This is a genomic window from Ruegeria sp. CDSA077 (assembly GCF_059612265.1).
On record NZ_JBXWQG010000018.1, the window covers coordinates 36,530 to 57,448 of the forward strand.

General features: G+C 55.6%; 12 protein-coding genes and 1 tRNA gene. 4 read left to right on the plus strand and 9 right to left on the minus strand.

The window, feature by feature from the left end; translation table 11 throughout:
- Window positions 1-60: 60 nt before the first annotated feature.
- The 7 genes from queG to AC2FLE_RS20235 all read right to left on the minus strand — a co-directional run bounded on the left by queG (window position 61) and on the right by AC2FLE_RS20235 (window position 10,195).
- Window positions 61-1,098, minus strand: a complete 1,038-nt coding sequence (gene queG / locus AC2FLE_RS20205; RefSeq protein WP_496699297.1) for a tRNA epoxyqueuosine(34) reductase QueG — start codon at window positions 1,096-1,098, stop codon at window positions 61-63.
- Window positions 1,099-1,176: 78 nt separating this feature from the next.
- Window positions 1,177-1,842: an FtsZ-binding protein FzlA gene (gene fzlA / locus AC2FLE_RS20210; RefSeq protein ID WP_496699298.1), complete on the minus strand. Its 666-nt coding sequence runs from the start codon at window positions 1,840-1,842 to the stop codon at window positions 1,177-1,179.
- Window positions 1,843-1,900: 58 nt separating this feature from the next.
- Window positions 1,901-2,635: a monofunctional biosynthetic peptidoglycan transglycosylase gene (gene mtgA / locus AC2FLE_RS20215; RefSeq protein ID WP_142640279.1), complete on the minus strand. Its 735-nt coding sequence runs from the start codon at window positions 2,633-2,635 to the stop codon at window positions 1,901-1,903.
- Between the two features lie 39 nt (window positions 2,636-2,674).
- The gene (locus AC2FLE_RS20220; protein ID WP_496699300.1) at window positions 2,675-3,589 is read right to left on the minus strand and encodes a Hint domain-containing protein; all 915 of its coding nucleotides are present in this window, start codon (window positions 3,587-3,589) and stop codon (window positions 2,675-2,677) included.
- A 185-nt stretch (window positions 3,590-3,774) separates the two neighbouring features.
- Window positions 3,775-8,307 (minus strand): glutamate synthase large subunit, encoded by a 4,533-nt coding sequence (gene gltB / locus AC2FLE_RS20225; RefSeq protein WP_496699302.1) that lies wholly within the window; start codon window positions 8,305-8,307, stop codon window positions 3,775-3,777.
- On the minus strand, window positions 8,304-8,738 hold the full coding sequence (locus AC2FLE_RS20230) for a GFA family protein (protein WP_496699303.1): 435 nt from the start codon (window positions 8,736-8,738) through the stop codon (window positions 8,304-8,306). Before AC2FLE_RS20230 ends, gltB begins: the two co-directional genes overlap by 4 nt.
- A 23-nt stretch (window positions 8,739-8,761) precedes the next feature.
- Window positions 8,762-10,195: an NAD(P)-dependent oxidoreductase gene (locus AC2FLE_RS20235; RefSeq protein ID WP_496699305.1), complete on the minus strand. Its 1,434-nt coding sequence runs from the start codon at window positions 10,193-10,195 to the stop codon at window positions 8,762-8,764.
- A gap of 230 nt (window positions 10,196-10,425) precedes the next feature.
- On the opposite strand from AC2FLE_RS20235, the gene AC2FLE_RS20240 reads away from it, so the two are divergent.
- The gene (locus AC2FLE_RS20240; protein WP_142640289.1) at window positions 10,426-11,229 is read left to right on the plus strand and encodes an undecaprenyl-diphosphate phosphatase; all 804 of its coding nucleotides are present in this window, start codon (window positions 10,426-10,428) and stop codon (window positions 11,227-11,229) included.
- On the opposite strand, the gene AC2FLE_RS20245 is transcribed toward AC2FLE_RS20240, so the two are convergent.
- Window positions 11,230-12,213 carry a complex I NDUFA9 subunit family protein gene (locus AC2FLE_RS20245; protein WP_496699306.1) on the minus strand — a complete coding sequence of 328 codons (984 nt, stop codon included), beginning with the start codon at window positions 12,211-12,213 and terminating at the stop codon, window positions 11,230-11,232.
- 198 nt (window positions 12,214-12,411) lie between these two features.
- On the opposite strand from AC2FLE_RS20245, the gene AC2FLE_RS20250 reads away from it, so the two are divergent.
- Window positions 12,412-12,498, plus strand: a tRNA-Leu gene (locus tag AC2FLE_RS20250).
- A gap of 568 nt (window positions 12,499-13,066) precedes the next feature.
- Here AC2FLE_RS20250 and AC2FLE_RS20255 read toward each other — a convergent pair.
- Complete coding sequence (locus tag AC2FLE_RS20255) at window positions 13,067-16,015, minus strand: cytochrome P450 (RefSeq protein ID WP_496699307.1); 2,949 nt, start codon at window positions 16,013-16,015, stop codon at window positions 13,067-13,069.
- A gap of 136 nt (window positions 16,016-16,151) precedes the next feature.
- Between AC2FLE_RS20255 and AC2FLE_RS20260 the strand changes: the two genes are divergently transcribed.
- Window positions 16,152-19,130: an ATP-binding protein gene (locus AC2FLE_RS20260; RefSeq protein WP_496699309.1), complete on the plus strand. Its 2,979-nt coding sequence runs from the start codon at window positions 16,152-16,154 to the stop codon at window positions 19,128-19,130.
- A gap of 113 nt (window positions 19,131-19,243) precedes the next feature.
- Window positions 19,244-20,746, plus strand: a complete 1,503-nt coding sequence (locus AC2FLE_RS20265) for an FAD-dependent oxidoreductase (protein WP_496699311.1) — start codon at window positions 19,244-19,246, stop codon at window positions 20,744-20,746.
- Window positions 20,747-20,919 lie beyond the last annotated feature (173 nt).

Below are 20,919 nucleotides of genomic sequence, written 5' to 3' on the forward strand. Positions count from 1 at the left end.
CCTGTTCGCTGTGATTGGGTTTAGCGGTTTGCACCGACACGTCCAGCCTGTTTGCGGCACCTAGGAGAGTTGTTTGACCGCCCAGCGCGCGGCATCTGCCACGGCTGAATCCGGATCCTCTGTCAAATCCTGTGCAATCGGTATCAACCCCTGCAGGCCCGAGTTGCCAATGGCGTACAGCACATTTCGCACAAACCGGTCCCGTCCAATCCGCTTAATCGGAGAGCCCGAGAATTTCGTTCGAAATTCCGGATCGTCCAGGCCAGCCAATTCCGCCAGCCGAGGAGCCTTCAGATCCTCACGCGCTGCATAGCGCATGTCACTGGCCGTGACTGCGAATTTGTTCCAGGGGCAGGCGGCAAGGCAATCATCGCAACCATAGATCCGATTGCCGAGTTTCGCGCGCAGGTCTTGATCAACCGGACCCTTGTGTTCGATTGTCAGGTAAGAAATGCAGCGCCGCGCGTCCAACTGATAAGGCGCCGGGAAGGCGTCTGTCGGACAGGCGGCCAAACAGGCTCGGCAGGATCCACAGTGATCCACCTCTGCTTGATCCGAAGGTAGGTCCAGAGTTGTAAAAACAGACCCTATAAAGGCCCAATTTCCCCAATCGCGACTTACAAGATTGGTGTGCTTACCCTGCCATCCCAACCCCGCAGCATGACCCAAGGCCTTTTCCGGAACCGGGGCGGTATCGACAAAGACCTTCACCTCGCCACCAGCCTCGGCTATCAACCAGCGGGCTAACCTTTTGAGCCGCTTCTTGACCAGGTCGTGATAGTCCTTGTTCTGCGCATAGATTGAGATCGCCCCTTTCTCGGGGTGGTCCAGAATCTCGGTTGGATCATGTTCGGGCGCATAGCTTTCTGCCAACATGATCACCGATTTCGCCTCAGGCCAGAGCGCTGCCGGATCGCCCCGCCAATGGGTCCGTTCGGCCATCCATTCCATCTGCCCGTGATATCCGGCCTGCAGGAACGCCTCAAGCCGGTCGGGCACTAGGGGGACATCCCACGGGCGACAAATACGGCACGACACAAAGCCCTCGCTCAGCGCCTGCGCCACCAACTTACCCTTTAAACCCGATCCGCTCTTCATCTGGCCCTAAATACCTTTGGGGGGAAATCGCGTCTCAAGGCGCGATTGGGGGCAGACTGCCCCCCTTACGTGACCCTATCAGAAATCCAGATCTGCGTAATGGGTGGGCGGCCTGAACCCAGGAACCTGATCCGCCAGAATCGACCGGAAAGCAGGTCGGGATTTGATCTTGGCATACCAGTCTTTAACTGCCTGAGACCGATTCCAATCTACGTCCGAGATATAGTCCAGCGCCGATAGATGCGCCGCAGCCGCAAAATCGGCCAATGTCATCTGATCCCCGGCCAGCCAACGGCGGTGATCCAGCAACCAGGCCATGTAATCCAGATGATACTTGATGGCCTTGGCACCTTGCTTGACATTTTTGCTGTCAGGATAGCCCTGACCGGTAACTTTCTTGTTCACGCGCTCATAAACCAGTTTGGATGTCACCTCGTGATGGAACTTGTCATCAAACCAGGATACCAACCGGCGCACTTCATATCGCGCCTCGGGCGTTTTGGGCATCAGGGCAGGTTCTGGGCGGGTTTCCTCAATATATTCGCAAATCGCGTTGCTTTCGGACATGATCTTTCCGTCCAGACGCAGAACCGGGACTTTTCCGGCCGGGTTGCGGCGCAGGAAATCGGGATCTTTCTCCCAGTATTTCTCCTCGACCAGCTCAACCTCAATCTTCTTTTCCGCCAGTGACAGGCGCACCTTACGGCAGAAGGGGGACAAGGGAACATGAAACAAACGCGCCATGGGCTTCCAATCGAACCAGTGAATACACTCAAGCTTTAGCCTTGCAGGGCCTTGGGTTTCAATCCTCGAAACAATCCGCGCGACCATCTGCGCGAATGGTGGCCGCCCCATCGAGGATCGAGGCAGCCCGTCTGCGTGTGCGGACCGATGGATCCCGAACGGACCTGTTTTTGGGAGAAGGCAGGATTGCGGCAATACGTGCGGCCTGAACTGGCGACAGCTGGGCCGCGGTCACATTGAAGTTGCGCTGGGCTGCGGCCTCAACGCCAAACACACCTTCGCCAGTCTCGGCCACGTTCAAATAGACCTCGAGAATGCGCTGCTTGCTCCAGAAAATCTCGACCACGGGGGTGAGAGATGTCTCAAGCGCCTTACGCACCCAACTGCGCCCCTGCCACAGGAACACATTCTTCACCACTTGCTGCGTGATGGTTGAGGCGCCACGTGTACCGCCTTCCTCCAAAGCATCGCGAATGGCATCGACATCAAACCCCCAGTGCAGGCAGAAATTGGCATCCTCTGCCGCCACCACGGATCGCGCCATGACGGGCGAGATCTGTTCAATCGGCACCCAATCGCGCTGAACCTTGCCCAGCCGCCGCCATTCAGACCAGATCGTATGGGTTACCGGGGGATTCACCACAGAAAAAAGCACCACAAGCGCCACAACAAACGCAACCAGACCCAATACCGCGCGGGTCACCCAGCGGCGAATCCGCGATTGTGTCTGGTTCTTTGCCTTCGACGCCTTGCTTTTCTTACTGCTCGATTTGCGCGCTGCTTTCTTTGCCATATTGTTGCTATACGACGCGGCGGCGATGTTTGGAACGGATTAAATCGCCAAAGCGCGCGCCTCGCGCGGGCGTATCACGGGACGGGCGGTTTCTGGCAGGACCGCATCGCGGGTCTGCAATTCGGGAAACAGGGCCAGAACTTCAGCCTTTGTCTCGGCGTCAGACTGAGAGAGCGCGTGCCCCGGGTAATAACTTTCGCTTTTGGCCCCATTTGCAATGACGATCTCATGGCGCGAAAATAGAAGATGAATATAGTCGATCTGACCACCCTCAACACGCGTAACAGAATCCCCGTTGACCAGGCTATGCGCTGCGATCAGCACTTCGGAATGGCCGAACAAATACGGCGCCCGCCAGTCCGAGACCAGCATCCGGTGCTGTGGCGACACGATCAAAGGCTGTTCCAGCCCCAGCACGCCAGCCTCAAACCGGATGGGCGCCAGCTTGCCTTCGGCCTCAACCGTGGTCCGCCCCACCCAAAGCAGCGGCTGCGCACCGTTGTCCGATGTGATGACCATATCACCGGGCTTCAGATCTTCGATAAGACGCGGGCCATCAGGCGTTTCAATCAGCGTTCCGGGGGTGAAACAGGGCGGGCCAAGATTGCCAACATCTAGCGGTCCCTGCGTGTTGACAAAGGTTGATGAGACAAACGTGCCGGGTTGCAGAACCTGCCCGTCTGTTGGTGTAAAGACACGGGTTCCGTCAGCAAGATAGAAGGTCGTGCCGGTATAGGTGACATTGCCAACGCCGGTCACGTTAATCGTAACAACATCACCCGGCCACGACGAAGTAACATCCTGGCCGTTTACCGTATCCCCACTGGGCGCGTCGATCTCGCCATCGTCATCCACATCGGTGAGGTTGAATTTATCAACAACTACCGATGTACCGCCCGGCGGCGGATTCGCGGGGTCAAACGAATAAAACTGATCAAGATAGGTGGTTGGCATCTAACAGACTCCTACGCGTTCGCACGACTGCAAAGCAGCCTAACCGCAACTTCCGAACAAAAAGTGACGAAATCTAGGCTTATTGGGCCCGTTTCGACAAGGCAAACGACCACCTAGGACCAATAAAAGAAAACCCCACGTGTTTTAAAAGACACGCGGGGTTGCCATTTTCATTAGTCCTCAGATTACTCTGCAGGAACCGCTGTTGCCTCGACCGCCAACGGATGGCTGAGCTTGTTCAGCATCTCTTTCGGGCAGACCTGGATAAAGTTCGCCTTCTCGACCTCCCAGTGCTGCAGGATATCCGCAGCCTTGCGGCTAATGGTTTCGGCCTGATGGGTTTCGATCAGCGATTTCAGCTGATTTTCCCAATGGCCAATGGTCACGGGGCATGTCACCAGCGTTTCCATATTCATCAGCGCCTGCGCCTTGCCGTCGGGGTCGTACAGATAAGCCATGCCGCCTGTCATGCCCGCTCCGAAATTGGCGCCGATACTGCCCAGGATCACGGCGACCCCGCCGGTCATGTATTCGCACCCGTTCGAGCCGCAGCCTTCGATCACCACCTTGGCGCCTGAATTGCGCACCGCGAACCGTTCTCCGGCGCGGCCTGCTGCAAACAGATACCCGTCCGTGGCCCCATACAGAACCGTGTTCCCAATGATGGTGTTGTCATCCGCCTTCAGCGGGCTGACCTGCGGTGGACGCACAACAATCATACCACCAGACAAGCCCTTGCCGACATAGTCATTGGCATCACCTGAAACTTCAAGCTTGAGTCCCGGCGCTGCAAACGCCCCCAGCGACTGACCGGCAGAGCCCTGCAGCTTCACGTGCAGGTGATCCGACTGGAACGTGTTCCGCATCCCGAAATTTTGCACGATATGGCTGGAAACCCGCGTCCCAACGGTTCGGTGCGTGTTTTGCACCGCGTAAGACAGCTGCATTTTCTCGCCGTCTTTCAGGAACCGGGCCGCATCGCGCACAATTTCCGCGTCCAGCGTATCGGGCACCGCGTTCCGGTCTCTGTCGCGATTATAGACGATGTTATGGGCACCATCGACGGTGATCAGCAGCGGGTTGAGGTCCAGATCATCCAGATGCGCCGAACCGCGGCTGACCTGCGCCAGCAGATCGGCCCGACCGATGATGTCGTCAATCGACCGCGCACCCAGGTTGGCCAGCAGCTCGCGCACTTCTTGCGCGTAGAAGGTGATCAGGTTGACGACCTTATCCGCGTTACCGGTGAATTTGGCGCGCAGGCTTTCGTCCTGAGTACACACGCCAACTGGGCAAGTGTTGGACTGGCACTGACGCACCATGATACAGCCCATCGCGATAAGGGCGGCGGTGCCTATACCGTATTCTTCGGCCCCCATCATCGCGGCCATGACGATGTCACGACCGGTACGCAAGCCGCCATCGGTTCGCAGGGTCACGCGATCCCGCAGGTTGTTCATCGCTAAAACCTGATGCGCCTCGGTCAGGCCCATCTCCCACGGCAGACCAGCATATTTGATGGATGTCGCAGGCGACGCGCCGGTGCCGCCATTGTGACCCGAAATAAGGATAATGTCCGCTTTTGCCTTGGCTACACCTGCAGCAATCGTGCCAACACCCGAGGACGCCACCAGCTTGACCGTCACCTTACAGCGCGGGTTGATCTGTTTCAGATCATAGATCAACTGCGCCAGATCCTCGATCGAATAGATATCGTGGTGCGGCGGCGGTGAGATCAGTGTTACACCCTTGGTCGAATGGCGCAGGCGCGCAATCAGGTCGGTGACCTTCATGCCAGGCAACTGCCCGCCCTCACCGGGTTTGGCACCCTGGGCAACCTTGATTTCCAGCTCTTCGCACTGGTTCAGGTATTCGGCGGTTACACCGAACCGGCCCGAAGCCACCTGTTTGATCTTGGCCGAGGGGTTGTCACCATTGGGTTCCGGCACGAAATGCGCCGGATCTTCGCCGCCCTCGCCGCTGTCGGATTTCGCCCCGATCCGGTTCATCGCAACGTTCAGCGTCTTGTGCGCCTCGGGCGACAGCGCCCCCAGCGACATGCCCGGCGTCACGAACCGTTTGCGGATCGAGGTAATAGATTCCACCTCTTCAATCGGGATCGGCTTGCTCAGCGGTTTGAAATCCATCAGGTCGCGCAGATGGATCGGCGGGTTCGATTGCATCTTGGCCGAATACTGCTTCCACAGCTCGTAAGACGCCTTGTTGCAGGCCATCTGCAGCATATGCATCGAGGTCGCTTCCCACGCATGGGTCTCGCCTGATTTACGGGCCTTATAGAAACCACCGATCGGCAGAACATCCAGACCGCTTTCCCAGCCCATGGCATGGATCTCTTCGGCCTTGGATTGAATGCCGGTAACACCGATGCCGGAAATCCGGCTGGTCATACCAGGAAAAAACTCGGCGACCATGGCGCGGCTGAGGCCCACGGCCTCAAAGTTCAATCCGCCACGATAGGATGAGATCACCGAAATCCCCATCTTGGCCATGATTTTCAGCAGGCCTTGGTCAATCGCCTCGCGGTACCGCGCGACATTTTCGGTCAGGCTGCCATCCAGCAATCCGCGATCAATACGATCGGCCAGAGAATCTTCGGCCAGATAGGCGTTGACCACAGTGGCCCCACACCCGATCAGAACGGCAAAGTAATGCGGATCAACGCATTCCGCCGAACGCACGTTCAGCGAACAGAAGGTGCGCAGACCTTTGCGGGTCAGATGCGAATGCACTGCGCTTGTTGCCAGGATCATCGGCATCGCCACGCGACCCTGACCCGAATTCATGTCGGACAACACCAAATGCCCCGCGCCCGAGCGCACGGCCTCTTCGGCTTCGGCTCTAATACGGGCCAAAGCTGCGCCCAGCGCCCCTTGTCCGGCTTCAAAGCTACAGTCGATTTCTGCCAATGGAGCATTGAAGTTTTCAGCCAGTGCTTCCCATTGGGCATTGCCCACAAACGGGCTTTCCAGCACGATAATTTCGGTTTGGCTGCTGTCTTCATCCAGCACGTTTTTCAGGTTTCCGAACCGGGTTTTCAGCGACATCACACGATATTCGCGCAACGAGTCGATGGGAGGGTTGGTCACCTGGCTGAAGTTCTGGCGGAAGAAATGGCTGAGCGGACGGTACTGTTTCGACAGAACAGCCGATGGCGTGTCATCCCCCATCGAAGCCAGTGCCTCTTTGCCATCTTCGGCCATTGGCGCCAGAATCTGCTCCAGTTCCTCGATCGAATATCCGGCGGCGATTTGACGCTTGCGCAGCTCCTCGCCCGCATAGATCGGTGCTTCGGTGATTCCAGCCAGAGACTCGTCCAGATCGTTAATCTTGCCGACCCAATCGCCGAATGGCAGTGCGCGGGCCAGCTTGTTCTTGATCTGCGTATCGCGATACAGCTTGCCCTTTTTCATATCCACGGCCAGCATTTGGCCCGGGCCCAACGCGCCTTTTTCGGTCACGCTGGCCTCATCAATCGGGACCATCCCGGCCTCGGAGCCTGCAATTACAAGACCATCTCCAGTGACCACATAACGCATCGGACGCAATCCATTCCGGTCAAGACCGGCACAGACCCAGCGGCCATCGGTCATGGCCAACGCGGCAGGGCCATCCCAGGGTTCCATCACCGAGTTGCAGTAAGAATACATGTCGCGCCAGGCCTGCGGCAATTCCACCGCCTGCTTGGACCAGCTTTCGGGCACCAGCATGGTTTTCGCCATCGGGGCCGAGCGGCCTGCGCGTACAAGAACTTCGAATACAGAGTCTAATGCGGCAGAATCCGACGATCCACCAGCGATGATCGGTTTGATATCCTCGGCGTAATCGCCAAAGGTGCCGCTGGCCATGCGGATTTCATGGCTTTTCATCCAGTTGACGTTGCCCCTGAGGGTGTTGATCTCACCGTTATGGGCCAACATGCGGAAGGGCTGGGCGAGCCACCATTGCGGGAAGGTGTTGGTCGAATAGCGCTGGTGATAGATGGCGAAGGCGGATTCGAACCGTTCATCCATCAGATCGGGGTAGAAAACCGCGACCTGCTCGGCCAGCATCATGCCTTTGTAGATGATCGAACGACACGACAGCGAAGCCAGATACAGCCCGGAAATCCCGGCCGCTGCGGCAGCCTTTTCAATGCGGCGACGGATGACATAAAGCTCACGCTCGAATGTCTCTTCGTCCACGCCTTTGGAATTCGAGATCAGGATTTGCTCAATCTCGGGCCGGGTCGCGTTGGCCTTTTCGCCGAGGCAGGTGACATCAACCGGAACGTGGCGCCAGCCATAGATATAATAACCCATGCGCAGCACTTCGGATTCCACGATGGTCCGGCACTGTTCCTGCGCACCGAAATCGGTGCGGGGCAGAAAGACCTGACCAACCGCGATCAGCTGATCCAATTTGGGCTCGTGCCCGGTGCGACGGATCTGGTCATAGAAGAAAGGAACCGGGATCTGCACATGGATACCCGCGCCGTCGCCGGTCTTGCCATCCGCATCTACCGCGCCGCGGTGCCAGATCGCCTTGAGCGCGGCGATGCCAGCATCCACAACCTTGCGTGACGGCTTGCCATCAACTGAGACCACAAGACCCACACCGCAGGACGAATGCTCTTCTTTCTCGGAATAGAGACCGTTTTCGGCCATGAACTGACGTTTGGCTTCTTCGGCCCGTACCCAATCGGCATCATATTTGGTCATTGGCTGTCTCCTTCTTCCGGCAGGCCGTACATGGCTTCGACCTCAGCTTTGGTCATCTGCCGACGCTCGCCTGCGAACGCGTACCCGTCAGGCTTTTTGTCGATATAAAGTTCCAGTTGCAGCGGATTGTCCGTGTCGTCGAACAGGCCTGCTGCCATTTGGGTATGCCCTTGCATTTCACCCGGCAGCGTAATCCGGTACCACAGGGCCGATCCGCAATCGGCGCAAAATGCACGTTCCGCCCAGTCCGAGGACGTAAAGGTCTTAACCGGCCCAAGGGCCGCATACCCCTCTTGCGCGGGAAACGTTATCAGCATCGAGCTAGTCCAGCGGCGACACTGGTCGCAATGGCACGCGCCCAACGACTCTTTCGCCGGGGTGGCAGTCACTGTGACCGCGCCGCACATACATTGGCCTTGCAATTCGGGCATCTCTGTCCCTCCTGTCGCGGGGCTTATTCGGCTGCAACCGCAGCCGTGTTGTTGAAACGGTCAAGGATCGCGTCGGCGCAGTCGCGCCCATCGCGGATCGCCCAGACCACCAGCGAGGCACCGCGCACGATGTCACCGATGGCATAGACCCCGTCCATCTCGGTCTCGCCGGTCTCGAATGCTGCTTTTACAGTGCCCCAGCGGGTCACGGGCAGGTCAGGCTGGCCAAACAGGGTGGGCAGGTCTTCGGGCTCGAACCCCAGCGCCTTGATCACCAGATCAGCGTCTTCGACATAATCCGCGCCTTCGATCAACTCGGGGGCCTGACGACCAGTGGCATCGGGCTGACCCAGACGCATCTTCTGGACCATAACGCCGGAAACCTGATCATCGCCGGTAAAGCCCTTTGGTGCGCTTAGCCATTCGAATACGACGCCTTCTTCCTCGGCATTCTGCGTTTCGCGCTGCGATCCGGGCATGTTCGCGCGGTCGCGGCGATACAGGCATTTGACCGAGGTCGCACCCTGACGGATCGAAGTCCGCACGCAATCCATCGCGGTATCACCGCCACCGATCACGACAACTTTTTTGCCTTCGGCATTCAAACGGCCATTGTCGAAATCTTCGACCTCATCGCCAAAGCTTTTGCGGTTCGAGGCTGTCAGGAAGTCGATGGCCTTTTCAATACCCGTCAAACCGCTCCCAGGCATGGACAGGTCGCGCGACTTGTAAACGCCGGTTGCGATGATAATCGCATCATGTTTGGAACGGATTTCCGCGAATTTGGCGGCGTCCACGTCGCAATTCAGAACAAACTCAACCCCGCCATCAACCAACAGGTCATTGCGGCGCTGAACAACGTCTTTTTCCAGCTTAAAACCCGGAATTCCATACATCAGCAGTCCGCCTGCCCGGTCATGGCGATCATACACGGAGACCTGAATACCCGCACGGCGCAGCATGTCCGCCGCTGCCAGTCCACCAGGGCCGCCGCCGATGATGCCGACGCTTTCGCGGCGCTCAGCACCCGGTACGACCGGCTTGACCCACCCCTTTTCCCAGGCTGTGTCGGTGATATATTTCTCGATCGAGCCAATGGTAACAGTGCCGTGCCCGGATTGTTCGATCACGCAATTCCCTTCACACAGGCGGTCCTGTGGGCAGATGCGCCCACAAATCTCGGGGAAGGTGTTGGTGGCCTGACTGGTGTGATAGGCCTCCTCCAGACGGCCCGTTGCGGTCAGGTTCAGCCAGTCGGGAATGTTGTTGTGCAGCGGGCAATGCGACTGACAATAAGGCACACCGCATTGGCTGCAGCGGCTGGCCTGTTCTTCAGCTTTGGCAGCAGCGAATTCGGCATAGATTTCGTCAAAGTCTTCCGTGCGGGCATCGGCGGCCCGTTTTTCCGGCATTACTCGGTCGATCTGCACAAATTTCAGCATCGGTTGCTTGGCCACGGGTCAGACTCCATGAATTGGCTTGGTCGCGCCTCTTTAAAAGATGCGTAGGGGGATTAAAAGTCAAGTGTGCTGACCTTTTTTCAAAAACTTTGCGGGATTCCACCGATGGCCAGTGAGAAATACAGGATTTTAGTTCCGATTCGGACCTATTTGCATCCTTTTCTTTTCCTTACCGCGCTTATACGCAGGGATCACAAAGAACACGTGACGGCAGCACGGGCAGGTAAATGAGTCTTTTTCAGTTGATTCTTGCAGCAGTCATTCAGGGAATTACCGAATTTCTGCCGATCTCATCTTCGGGTCATCTGATACTTTTACCCAGCCTGACCGGTATGGACGATCAGGGGTTGGCCATCGATGTCGCTGTGCATGTGGGCACTCTGGGCGCCGTAATTCTGTATTTCTGGTCTGATGTGAAAATGGCGATTTCCGGACTGCCGCAGGCTCTTTTGGGGCGCACCGATACACCACAAGCCCGATTGGCCCTGGGGCTGATTCTGGCCACGATCCCAACCGTCATTGTCGGAGCGATCCTGTTCAAAACCGGGCTCAGCCAGTCTCTGCGCTCAATGACGGTCATCGGCTGGACGATGCTGGGGTTCGGCATATTGCTCTACTGGATGGACCAGAAAGGGCCGCAAAGCAAAGAAACCTCTGACTGGGGCCTGCGCGATGCGATGATCATGGGCCTGTGGCAAGTTCTGGCACTGATCCCCGGAACATCCCGGTCCGGGATCACGATCACCGGGGCGCGCCAGCTTGGATACAGCCGCGAAGACGGCGCACGCATCGCGATGTTGATGTCCATACCCACGATTCTGGCATCCGGAGCGCTGCTGTCCACAGAGGTCATCCGCCAGGCAAATGCCCAACTGGCGTTCGACAGTGCTGTTGCTGCCTTCTTTGCGTTTCTGTCCGCGCTGCTTGCCTTGTCGCTGATGATGCGCCTGTTGCGCAGCGTCAGCTTTACGCCATACGTGATCTACCGCGTAGTAGTGGGCGCAATCCTTCTGGTCATCGCCTACAGCTGATCAGGTCCGCATATTGCTGGCCGAGTTCTGTATGTCATCATACTGACCCGAGGGGCGGAACTTCCACAGATAATCCGGCAGGACCGATTCCAGCGTCGCCGGCTCGATCCCCAGATCGGCAAAGCCAAGCGCGCTATCCGAAGCAACATTGTCGTGACGCAGATTCTTGAGTTGATCACGCGTCAAGATATTGTTCGGAAACAACTGAAAGCTCGCAAATTTCATTATGTCCAGCATTCCCGCCATGATCCGGGCCACCCAAAAGGGAATCCCAAGGATAATCCGGTGGCGGTTGATCACATCCAGCATCTGCAGCATCAACGCACGGAAGGTTTTCACTTCGGGTCCGCCCAGTTCGTAGACACCCCCGCTGGCCTGCCCCAGCACGCCCTGCACCGCAGCCTTAGCGACATCATCCACATAGACCGGCTGAAATTGCGTCTGGGCCCCGACCAGCGGCAGAAATGGCCCCATCCGGGTCATCGCAGCGAAACGGTTGAAGAACTGATCCTCGGTTCCGAAAATCACCGAAGGGCGCAGGATCATTGCACCCGGCATATGCGCCAGAACACCGGCCTCGCCCTGCGCTTTGGTACGAGAGTATTCGCTCCCCGCCTCGGCATCAGCACCAATGGCCGAGATATGGACCATACGGGTTACACCTTCAGCGGCTGCTAGACGCGCAATGCGTTCAGCCCCTTCGGTTTGAACGGTATCGAATTCATTCCGGCCAATCTCGTTCAACACACCAACACAGTTCACCACCGCATCAGCCCCCCGCATCGCCAAAGCAACCGAAGCGTCATCGCGGATGTTACACAGGACAGGTTCGACCTGCCCCACCGCACCGTAGGGTCTAACAAACATCGCTTCGTTCGGACGGCGCACCGCAACCCGAACGCGCCAGCCTTCATTCGCCAGACGTCGCGCAATATACCGGCCGACAAATCCGGATCCGCCATAAATCGTGACCAGTTTGGACATTTGAGGGCTCCTGCTATTGGGTCCTGATCCGATCTACCGCCCAATGCCCTTTCAAACAAGGCGCAATAACGCCGCGCAGCCACGAAAAAGCAACGCGGCACAGACGGTTGAAAGCGGTGGTCAAAAAACTTTCGAAAAACTTCCCGAATCCGGTTGACGCCTTCCGCCAGTAGGCTTAAACGCCCCTCCACGACACCTGCCCAGGTGGCGGAATTGGTAGACGCGCTAGCTTCAGGTGCTAGTGTCCGTATGGACGTGGAGGTTCGAGTCCTCTCCTGGGCACCAAATATCCATAATATTATAATATTTTTCAATCGCTTAAGGCGGGTATCTGTATTTCTATCCACCTTATAGCCCACCTTTGAGCGTATGGTGTTCTTCCAGCTTTCCGACTTGAAGGGACGAAAGCCGAAGTTCGCTGCATCCGCGAGAGCATCCCGTAAGAAAGATCAAAGCGGCCATTCAAGCGGGAAGTTGCTCCATCCCAACTCTGCACCAGCCATCAAGGTCAGCGACGCGCATTCTGTACATGCAGAAGCTTACAAAGCGCTCTTGCAGAAACTCATTTTGCTGAGGAACGAAAAAGGCTGGTCGCATGCGGATTGCCGATTTTTTTTGCAGCTCGTCGTCGTGTGGACCTGCGGCTTATTGCCATTTTCATTGCAAAAGGAATGATAGGCTTAGCCGTGGTGAATTTTAACTTCCTGTGCCTCGAATGCTCTGGCTCCGAGAATCAAGTACTTTGTTTGGCCGCTCGTGCCTTGCCTCTGCTGGCCTCGAAATGCCACCAGAAAGGCCCGACCAAACCCACTGTTGGATAGCGGTTCTGAATTGGCCGCTCAACCAAACCGCTTCACAACAGGTGGAAATGATTGACAACCATGTCGCCCTTCGGCGCGGCGACATTTAAGTTTAGTTCCCTGTCGCTCCAGATCTGCTTTTCCATATGCCAATCGCAATCGAGCAACAGGAAGCTGCAGAAGAGCCTGCCGAAATCGAACGCGTAGTCACGTCCTGGGCAACCATGGTCGTCACTCTTGACAGCGGCGGTATGAGAGGCGTGGGGCCAGACCAGATTGCCTGGGCATGCGCCCCGTTCAAAGCGATCCGGTCTAAAATCGTCCGGATTGTCGTAGACATCCGGATCCATTTGAACCATCGGGATGACCCCGGTCAGCTTGTCGCCCTTGGCAATCCGGTAGACTCCGGTCGAGGTTTTCAAACAGAAGTTCTGCGTGGCGGTTCCAAAAATAAAGAAGACCGGAGGATGTTTGCGAAGCACTTCAAGCAGGAAGTTGTCCAGCTTCTTCGAGGAACTCAGAGCGGCGAATTTGGTCTCACGCAATCGGCTGGCTCCTGCTTCGATCAGCTCTTTCTTGATATCGTTCGCGACGTATTCATTGTTGGATAACTCAGCCCAGATTGACTTGGCGATGTTTTGCAGACCCAGAAAATTGTTGACCCCAAGAACGAAGAGCAGTTGGTGCAAGATTTCCTCGGGGTCGTCGAGGTTCATATTTTCCTTGGCCAATTCGCAATAGTTTTTGAACCTGTCAGACGAACGCACGAAGTTTGTGAGCCCTTTGTACTCTGCTTTCCCGCCATAAAGCCCAAGAGAATTGATGAGCGAGATCAACGGTTTGTACTTGAATATCTTCAGGTAGACCTTTTTGACATCCGCAGTATCCGGGCCGTCTCCCAGATACCAACGGAAGACAAAATCCGCCGCAAAATCTTCAATCGCGCTCCGCATCGGCTGCCCCGATGTGGTCTCCCATCCGGAGGCGTGGTCATAGACGACGTTTTCGAACGTTGATTTCAACGTCGGCGCATTTTGGGTCAGTATCGCACTGTATAGGCGCTTGAATGCGTCGTGCGCCGGACCATCGGTAAATATGCTTGGGATTGTGTTGCCGATGAGTCGAGCCGGCGGTGCGGCCCAACCAAATCCAAAGGTCTTTTTCAGCCGTCCATCATTCCAATTCAGAAACGGTTCCATTCCCAATTTGTCCAGAACAACAATTGACCGTATCAAAAACCCTGATTTGAACACCGAGCTATTGTAATATTTCTTCCGCTTCTCGAAAAATCTGCGCCACCCCGAAATGAATAGGAAGTCAAGCGTATCAACAACGACGCCAAGGCCCGGGAGGCCATAAGAACCCGGAACAGCGCGGGGCGTTGTAAAGGACGCGCACACGGAATTGGGTCTCGTGACGTTTCGCCGAATGACCTGGCCCAGTGTGTCCGTGTTTTCAAGATATTGCCGCCCCTGCTGAGTGAAGGTGTCGTCAGTGTATACCTGCTGGGACAGAAGCGGGTTCGTGAGCGCAAGCGTGAAGGCATCGTAACCGACCATTCGTGACATCAGATCGCCGAAAGGACGACCTTCTTGAGCCTTTTCGGCGAACACGCCGACGTGCCATTCAAGCTCTCTCAGGTCGTCTTTCCCCGAATAGAGTTCATCTAGCTTCCTGCGCAGTCTCTGTTCGTCCGGCCCAGAATCTCCGGTCAGATCGGCGAACCCCTTAAGGGGTTTCAAGCCGAAGGCTTTTCGGTAGTCGACATATCTTCCGATTTCCGCATCCCGGCCCATTTTTACGGACCGAACCATGACACTGTCATGTGTTGTGTCGCCAACTTTGAAGGGTTGAAAGAACATCTTATGCGTGTTTTGCAACCCTATCCGCCCGGCCTTTTGCTGCGTCGCGGCCGTGATCAGCTTTTCAATCCCGAACTTTTTGAGCAGATCGGGGGCCTTGAGTTCCATCTGGTCAAAACTCTGGTCTCCAATCTGAAACTCATCCGGGACCATCGAGTGCCAGCGGTACAAAAGATTGAACTCGATCGCGATCCAGTTTTCCCGATACCATTTCTTCCGCTCAGCCATGCCTGGCACGATATCCAACGCCACATCTATCGGGGAAATATGCCGAATGTAGTCGCGTATGATTATCCGCAGGTACTGGACGATGTTGATGTTTCGCGCTCTCTCAAAGATTTCGTCGTCATCGGTCAAAGCCGTGCTGTCGCGCAGCATGCGGGCAATACGGTTATGCTCGCGCATCCAGATCGTGTTAAGAAGTGTCTGGCCGAGAGAAGAGTTTCCGTGCTCCAGACCGGTGGCGAAATAGTACCTCAGATTCTCAGGGTTCGAGTTCCCGAAAACAGCTTTGAGACGTTTGAGATCGTGTAATTTTGCAAAGTCTTTATGAACGAACGCCTGCGGCTGCGCGGCAAATTTCTTCGGATCGATTCCGATTTTGTCTTGATCAAAAAGGTAGGGAAGAAATTCCTCATCTCCCTGTTTCTGAAGTCTTTGGGATTTCAGGAGTCCGTCCTTCTTTTCTCGTAAGGCCTTCGTTTGATCGGGACCCAGCCCGTAGATCTGGCAAAGATCCAACTCATGGTTTGAATGGTTCCGTTTCGTGCACCCGAGATCCGTTCTCAGAAAGCTGTCTGTCAGCCATTGGGCGTAAAAAGAAAACAGCATGCTGGACTTGATGGATGGTATTTCCCGCTCGCCCCGTCGCCACAATTGCGCGACCGAATCCACATCCGGCAGGTCTTGGTACTTTTCTGGTGGCAGGTGGCGTCCGGTAAAGCTCTTGTCGGTCAAAGAGCGCCAGGACGTGTAAGGTGAGGCGAGCGATAGTGGTCGCGGGCGTGGCGGCATCGAGTTTGCAATAAAGTTAATGAATGCCCGGGAGAAGAGCCGAGATATCAGACCGGATTGAAACAAAAAATAGAAGAAGGTCGGAAACCTCTTAAATAACTTCGTGAATAACTTCGTTAAATACATCATGGCGGCAGGCCCCCAATCGACATGATACCTGCAGAAAGTGTGCCAGAGTTGACTGCTTTGACCAAGCGGCGATACTCGACCTTAGTCGGTTTGCCTGTGTTTTGCCGGTGATTGTCGTGTGGAAAGATGACCGATGAAGCGAGATCAACTTGATTTAAAAGAGGAAAGTGGCGAGCGGCGCTTGCTCACGGCGATTTTCTGCGACCTAGTTGACTCGACCGCCCTGGCCTCTGAACTCGGCACCGACGATCTGTTCGAGTTGATGGACGCGTATTATCAGCTCTGTCAGGAGGTCGTCGAAGACTTCGGCGGATCGATTTATCAGTTTGCCGGCGATGGCGTGGTCGCAGTGTTTGGTTACGCAGATGCGCTTGATGCCTTTGCGCTTCGTGCGGTATCCGCTGCCGTTGAAATTAGTCGCAAGGTGCAACGGTTTGACCAGAAACTGAGATCGAGGTTGCAAACGCGCATAGGGGTCGCCTCTGGTGAGGCGGTCATTAAGCCCAGCAGGGGTAGCGACGGCGAGCTGCAAATGACGATCACAGGATCCGCGGTTTTTCTAGCCGCCCGAATTCAAAGCGCCGTCGATATCGGTGCCGTCGGAATATCGGAGAGCACACATGGCCTTGTTGCCGACATGGTTCCGCTGAGCGGCCCACGACATGTGTCCCTCAAGGGCTTTGGTGTGGATGTCCCCTTTTGGACAGTCGAGGGAACCGAATTGTCCACCGCGCTCCCCGCCTTGGAACAAAAAAGCAACGATTCCGTCGCAACAGGGCGCGAGAGGGAACTGGGCGAGCTGAGGGCCAAATGGAAAAAGGTTCAGGCGGGTGTAAAACAGGTCGTGCTGGTCAAGGGTGAGCCAGGCATTGGCAAGAGCTTCCTCATAAATCTGTTTTTGGAAGAAGTCGGACACGAAGCTGCCAGCGTTTTGCTGCTCCGCGGGTCGCCAATTTATGCACATAGCCCGTTGCATCCTATTCGAGAATTGCTGTTGCACCAGATACAAACGGAGTCCGACAACGAATCGGGCAGCACGCTTGCGAGGCTAAATGCTGTGACTGGGGCCACGCTTGACAGTGACGAGCGTCAGGCGATCGAAGACTTGCTTGCCGGTGTCGCAAAAACCCCAACGAAACTTGGGCCTAAAAAGAGAATGGTCAGCATTCTATCTTCCTTGTCCAAGCTGATCTTTGCTCGGGTCAAGGAAGGCCCGGTTCTGGTTGTGGCCGACGATATCCAATGGATTGATTCAGCGACCAATGATGCCTTGCTGCAGATCGCGGAGGAAGACGCAGGCGCGCCGCTCATGGTTCTTTTGGGGTGCCGGGACCGCGACCATCAGAAACTTGCGTCTTGGGTAGCCCATGAAGCGGTCGAGTTGGCGCCACTGAACCCGGACGTGTCCATGGCGATTATCAGTTCGCTGGATGGCAAGAACTGTTTGGATGCCAAGGCCCGGTCTACACTGGTCGAACGGTCCGAGGGAATGCCCTTGTTCCTGGTGGAATTGGCAAAGGTCATGCTAAGCGACCATGAGACCGATCAGGCGGGTGTTACCGGAGATGTTGTGTCACGCGTTCCCCTGACCCTCCACGAAAGCCTTCAGGCGCGTCTGGATACTGTGGAGGCTCCGACGAGACATCTACTACAGGTCGCGGCCGCACTGGGGGGGCCGTTTGGCCCCAACCTGCTCTCGGAGGTCCTGAACGTTCCGCTAGAGCAGATAAACTCTGGCTTGAACAGCGCGGTCCAGGCGGGGTTGCTGCATACGCTGGAAGAAAATCAGGATTTTGTGTTCGAACACTCCCTGATCCGCGATGTTGCATATGGCAGCCAAATTCGCCGGGCAAAGACCGCGTTGCACGCCCGGGTGGCAAGCGTGTTGTCAATGGACGACAATAACAGGCCGCCCACATCTCCGGAAGTAATTGCCTATCATTGGACGCAAGCCGGCATGGTCCACCAAGCTACACCACTTTGGCGAAAGGCGGCGTCGCTCGCGCTCAGCCGCGGCGCTCCAAAGGATGCGGTCACGTTGTACTCGAAAGGATTGAAGCTGGTTGCGGACAACGCCGAAAGCGACGAGGTGTTGCGAAGACTGGCATTCGAAATGCATCTCGGGCTCGGTCAGGCGTCATATGTTGCCAGAGGACCGGCCGAAGAGAAAACGGTTAACGCTTTTCGGAATGCGTTATCACTGATCGATACGATCGACGATCTGGATCAGCGATGCCAGGTTATCTACGGCATATTCGCCGGGTTTCACTTTTCGTCACATTTCGACGCGGCAAGGGAACCGGCGCAGCACATGTTCCAACTCGCAACAGAAAAGGGCCAGGACCGGTATCTTTGCCAGGCGCACAGGATGCTCGCCTACATCAACTTCTTTCTCGCGAATTTTCCCGAGATGAACCAGCACATTGATCAGTTAACTGTACACTACGAGAGAGAGTCAGCCCTAGCGATGATGACGAGATTTGGTTCCGATTGTTTGATCGCGGCGTTAGGATTTCGGGCCGTGAGCCTAGCACTAAAGGGGGATCATACCGCAACGACAAATTTGCTCTCGAACAACCTTGCGGCAGCACACTCTCTGGGACATCCGGCAACAATCGGATGGTCTTACACGGCAGAAATCTACGCCCATTGCTTTCTTGGAAATTTCGGAAAAGTGCTTGAACTGGCGGAAGTTGCCATTCCGTATTGCGAAACAAATGACGTTACAGCTTGGGGAGCCCATAGTCGGTTTCTCCGCATCTGGTCCGAGTCAAAGCTCTTTGGTGCGAGCAGCAGCACGATCCTGGAGATGAAAGATACATTGCATTTGGCGACCAAGGGCGTTGCATTGGCTGCTCCACTGTTTCGCGCGTTGCTGGCTGATACATTGCGTAGGACTGGAAGGCTGTCTGATGCAACAAAGGAAGCGCGCACGGCCTACGATTTTTGCAAGCGAAGCGGACAACGTGTTTTTCAACCCGCAGCGACGCAAGTGCTTGCTGACTGTTTAGAAGCCGACCAATCGGATGAGTCAGTGTACAGGACCGAAGCGAACCTGTTGTGTTCGGAACTTTGCCTGCAAATTGACTTTGTCGCAATGAATTCAGACTAGGCGTCCGTCAGCAGCTTGCTGGCCTGGACACAATGGGTCTGTTTGTACTGCCTGTTCTCCGCCCACGCCAATTAGCGTAGGTTGCAGGTCTCTTTTTACAAAGGAGTCACGCTGTGCTCGACCAAAAGGAGCAAAATGAGAGCTACCACAGACCCGAAACCCGGAAACCACATTATGACCTGGTCGTAGTGGGGGCCGGGATTGCGGGACTCAATGCATTGCATGCCGCTTCGGTTTATCTTCCCAAATCCGCGCGGGTATTGCTGGTCGATGAAAAGGCCAAGCCCGGTGGTATGTGGACTGTGGCTTATGACTACGTGCGTTTGCATCAACCTCATCCTCTTTTTACAGTTGGAAATATGCGGTGGAACTGGCGTAACCCAAGACAGTACCTTGCCGCGCGCGATGAAGTTCAGGCACATCTGGCCAGGTGCCTAGAGACAATAGGCCGCCTGCTAACGCTGGAGCAACTCTTCGGCCATGTTGCGACAGACATCAAAGAAGTCGTGAAATCCGGCCGATGGAGCGCGGAAGTTTATGTGCATCCGACGGGGCGTCCGCACGAGATCATCTGCGTCGAAGCAAACCGTGTCATACATGCATCCGGGTTCAACTATCAGGTGCCCGAGCGCATGTCGCTGTCGTCAAGACAAGTACTTTCAATCACGCCATCTGAACTTAGGGAGACACTTTCGACCTCTCCGAATGCCCCGGTCTACGTAGTCGGCGGCGGTAAAACGGGATTGGACACGGTTCTTGAAATATTGAACGAAAACAACGGCCGGCCTGTCTCGCTTATCAATGGGAACGGAACCTATTACCTGAACAGAACGAAGTTTTTTCCGACTGGAATTCGCAGGTGGGTCGGTGGAGCGTTAGCGGCACAGGTGTTTCGCGATTGCGTCATCCGGTTCGACGGCCACAACGAAGAGGTTGTGCGCAAGCATTTCATCGCGAATTACGCCACCAACCCAGACCCAAGAAGCATGAACTACATCTATGGCCTCCTTGCGGAAGATGAGAACCAGCGGATTGAAGCGGGTTTACGAGAAAAGATATGGGACTATCTCGACGATGTCGTTGACGCTGGATCCGGGCCGCAGATGGTAATGCGAAGCGGAAAACGTCTTGCAGTCGAACAAGGTTGTATCTTCGTTAATTGCACGGGCAGCCTGATGCGCAATGTACGCCCGGAAGATTGGAAACCATGCCTGTCGCCGAACGGCGTCTTACTATCTGTCAATACCCGTCACGCCATACATATTCTTACGACCTACGCAAGCTTTATGCTTTCTCATTTGTATTTTAACGGAAGCTTGCGGACATCCGGGCTGTATTTCCTTGATCTCGAGGCATTGCTTCGCAAAAGCAAGGTCGCATTCACAGCGGCCACCATGACACAATCGTATCACAACCTACTGTTGAGCCTCAAAAACCTAGACATGGATGCCCACAAATGCTTTGGCATTGATTTCAACCGTTGGTATCCGACGCCACGGCGTTTGCTGGTGCTGAATGCGATCAGAAAGAACGCTCGCGAAGACATACAACATTGCCGCAAATCGCTGGATGTTATCGTCGAACGGTTTGGCATAGTGGGTGGACAAATTGAGTAACTTTACTTCCGGCAGCTTGGTTAGCCGCAAGTTGCGCAAGGTCACGGCTGTGGGATTCATGATCAACAATCTTGGGCATTTGATGCGTCCAATAGGTCCGGTTCACGAGTGCCAGTTATTCAACACGCAGTCCATAGTCGTTGCGCCGCCTAATCAAGGGGAGTGGTAAATTC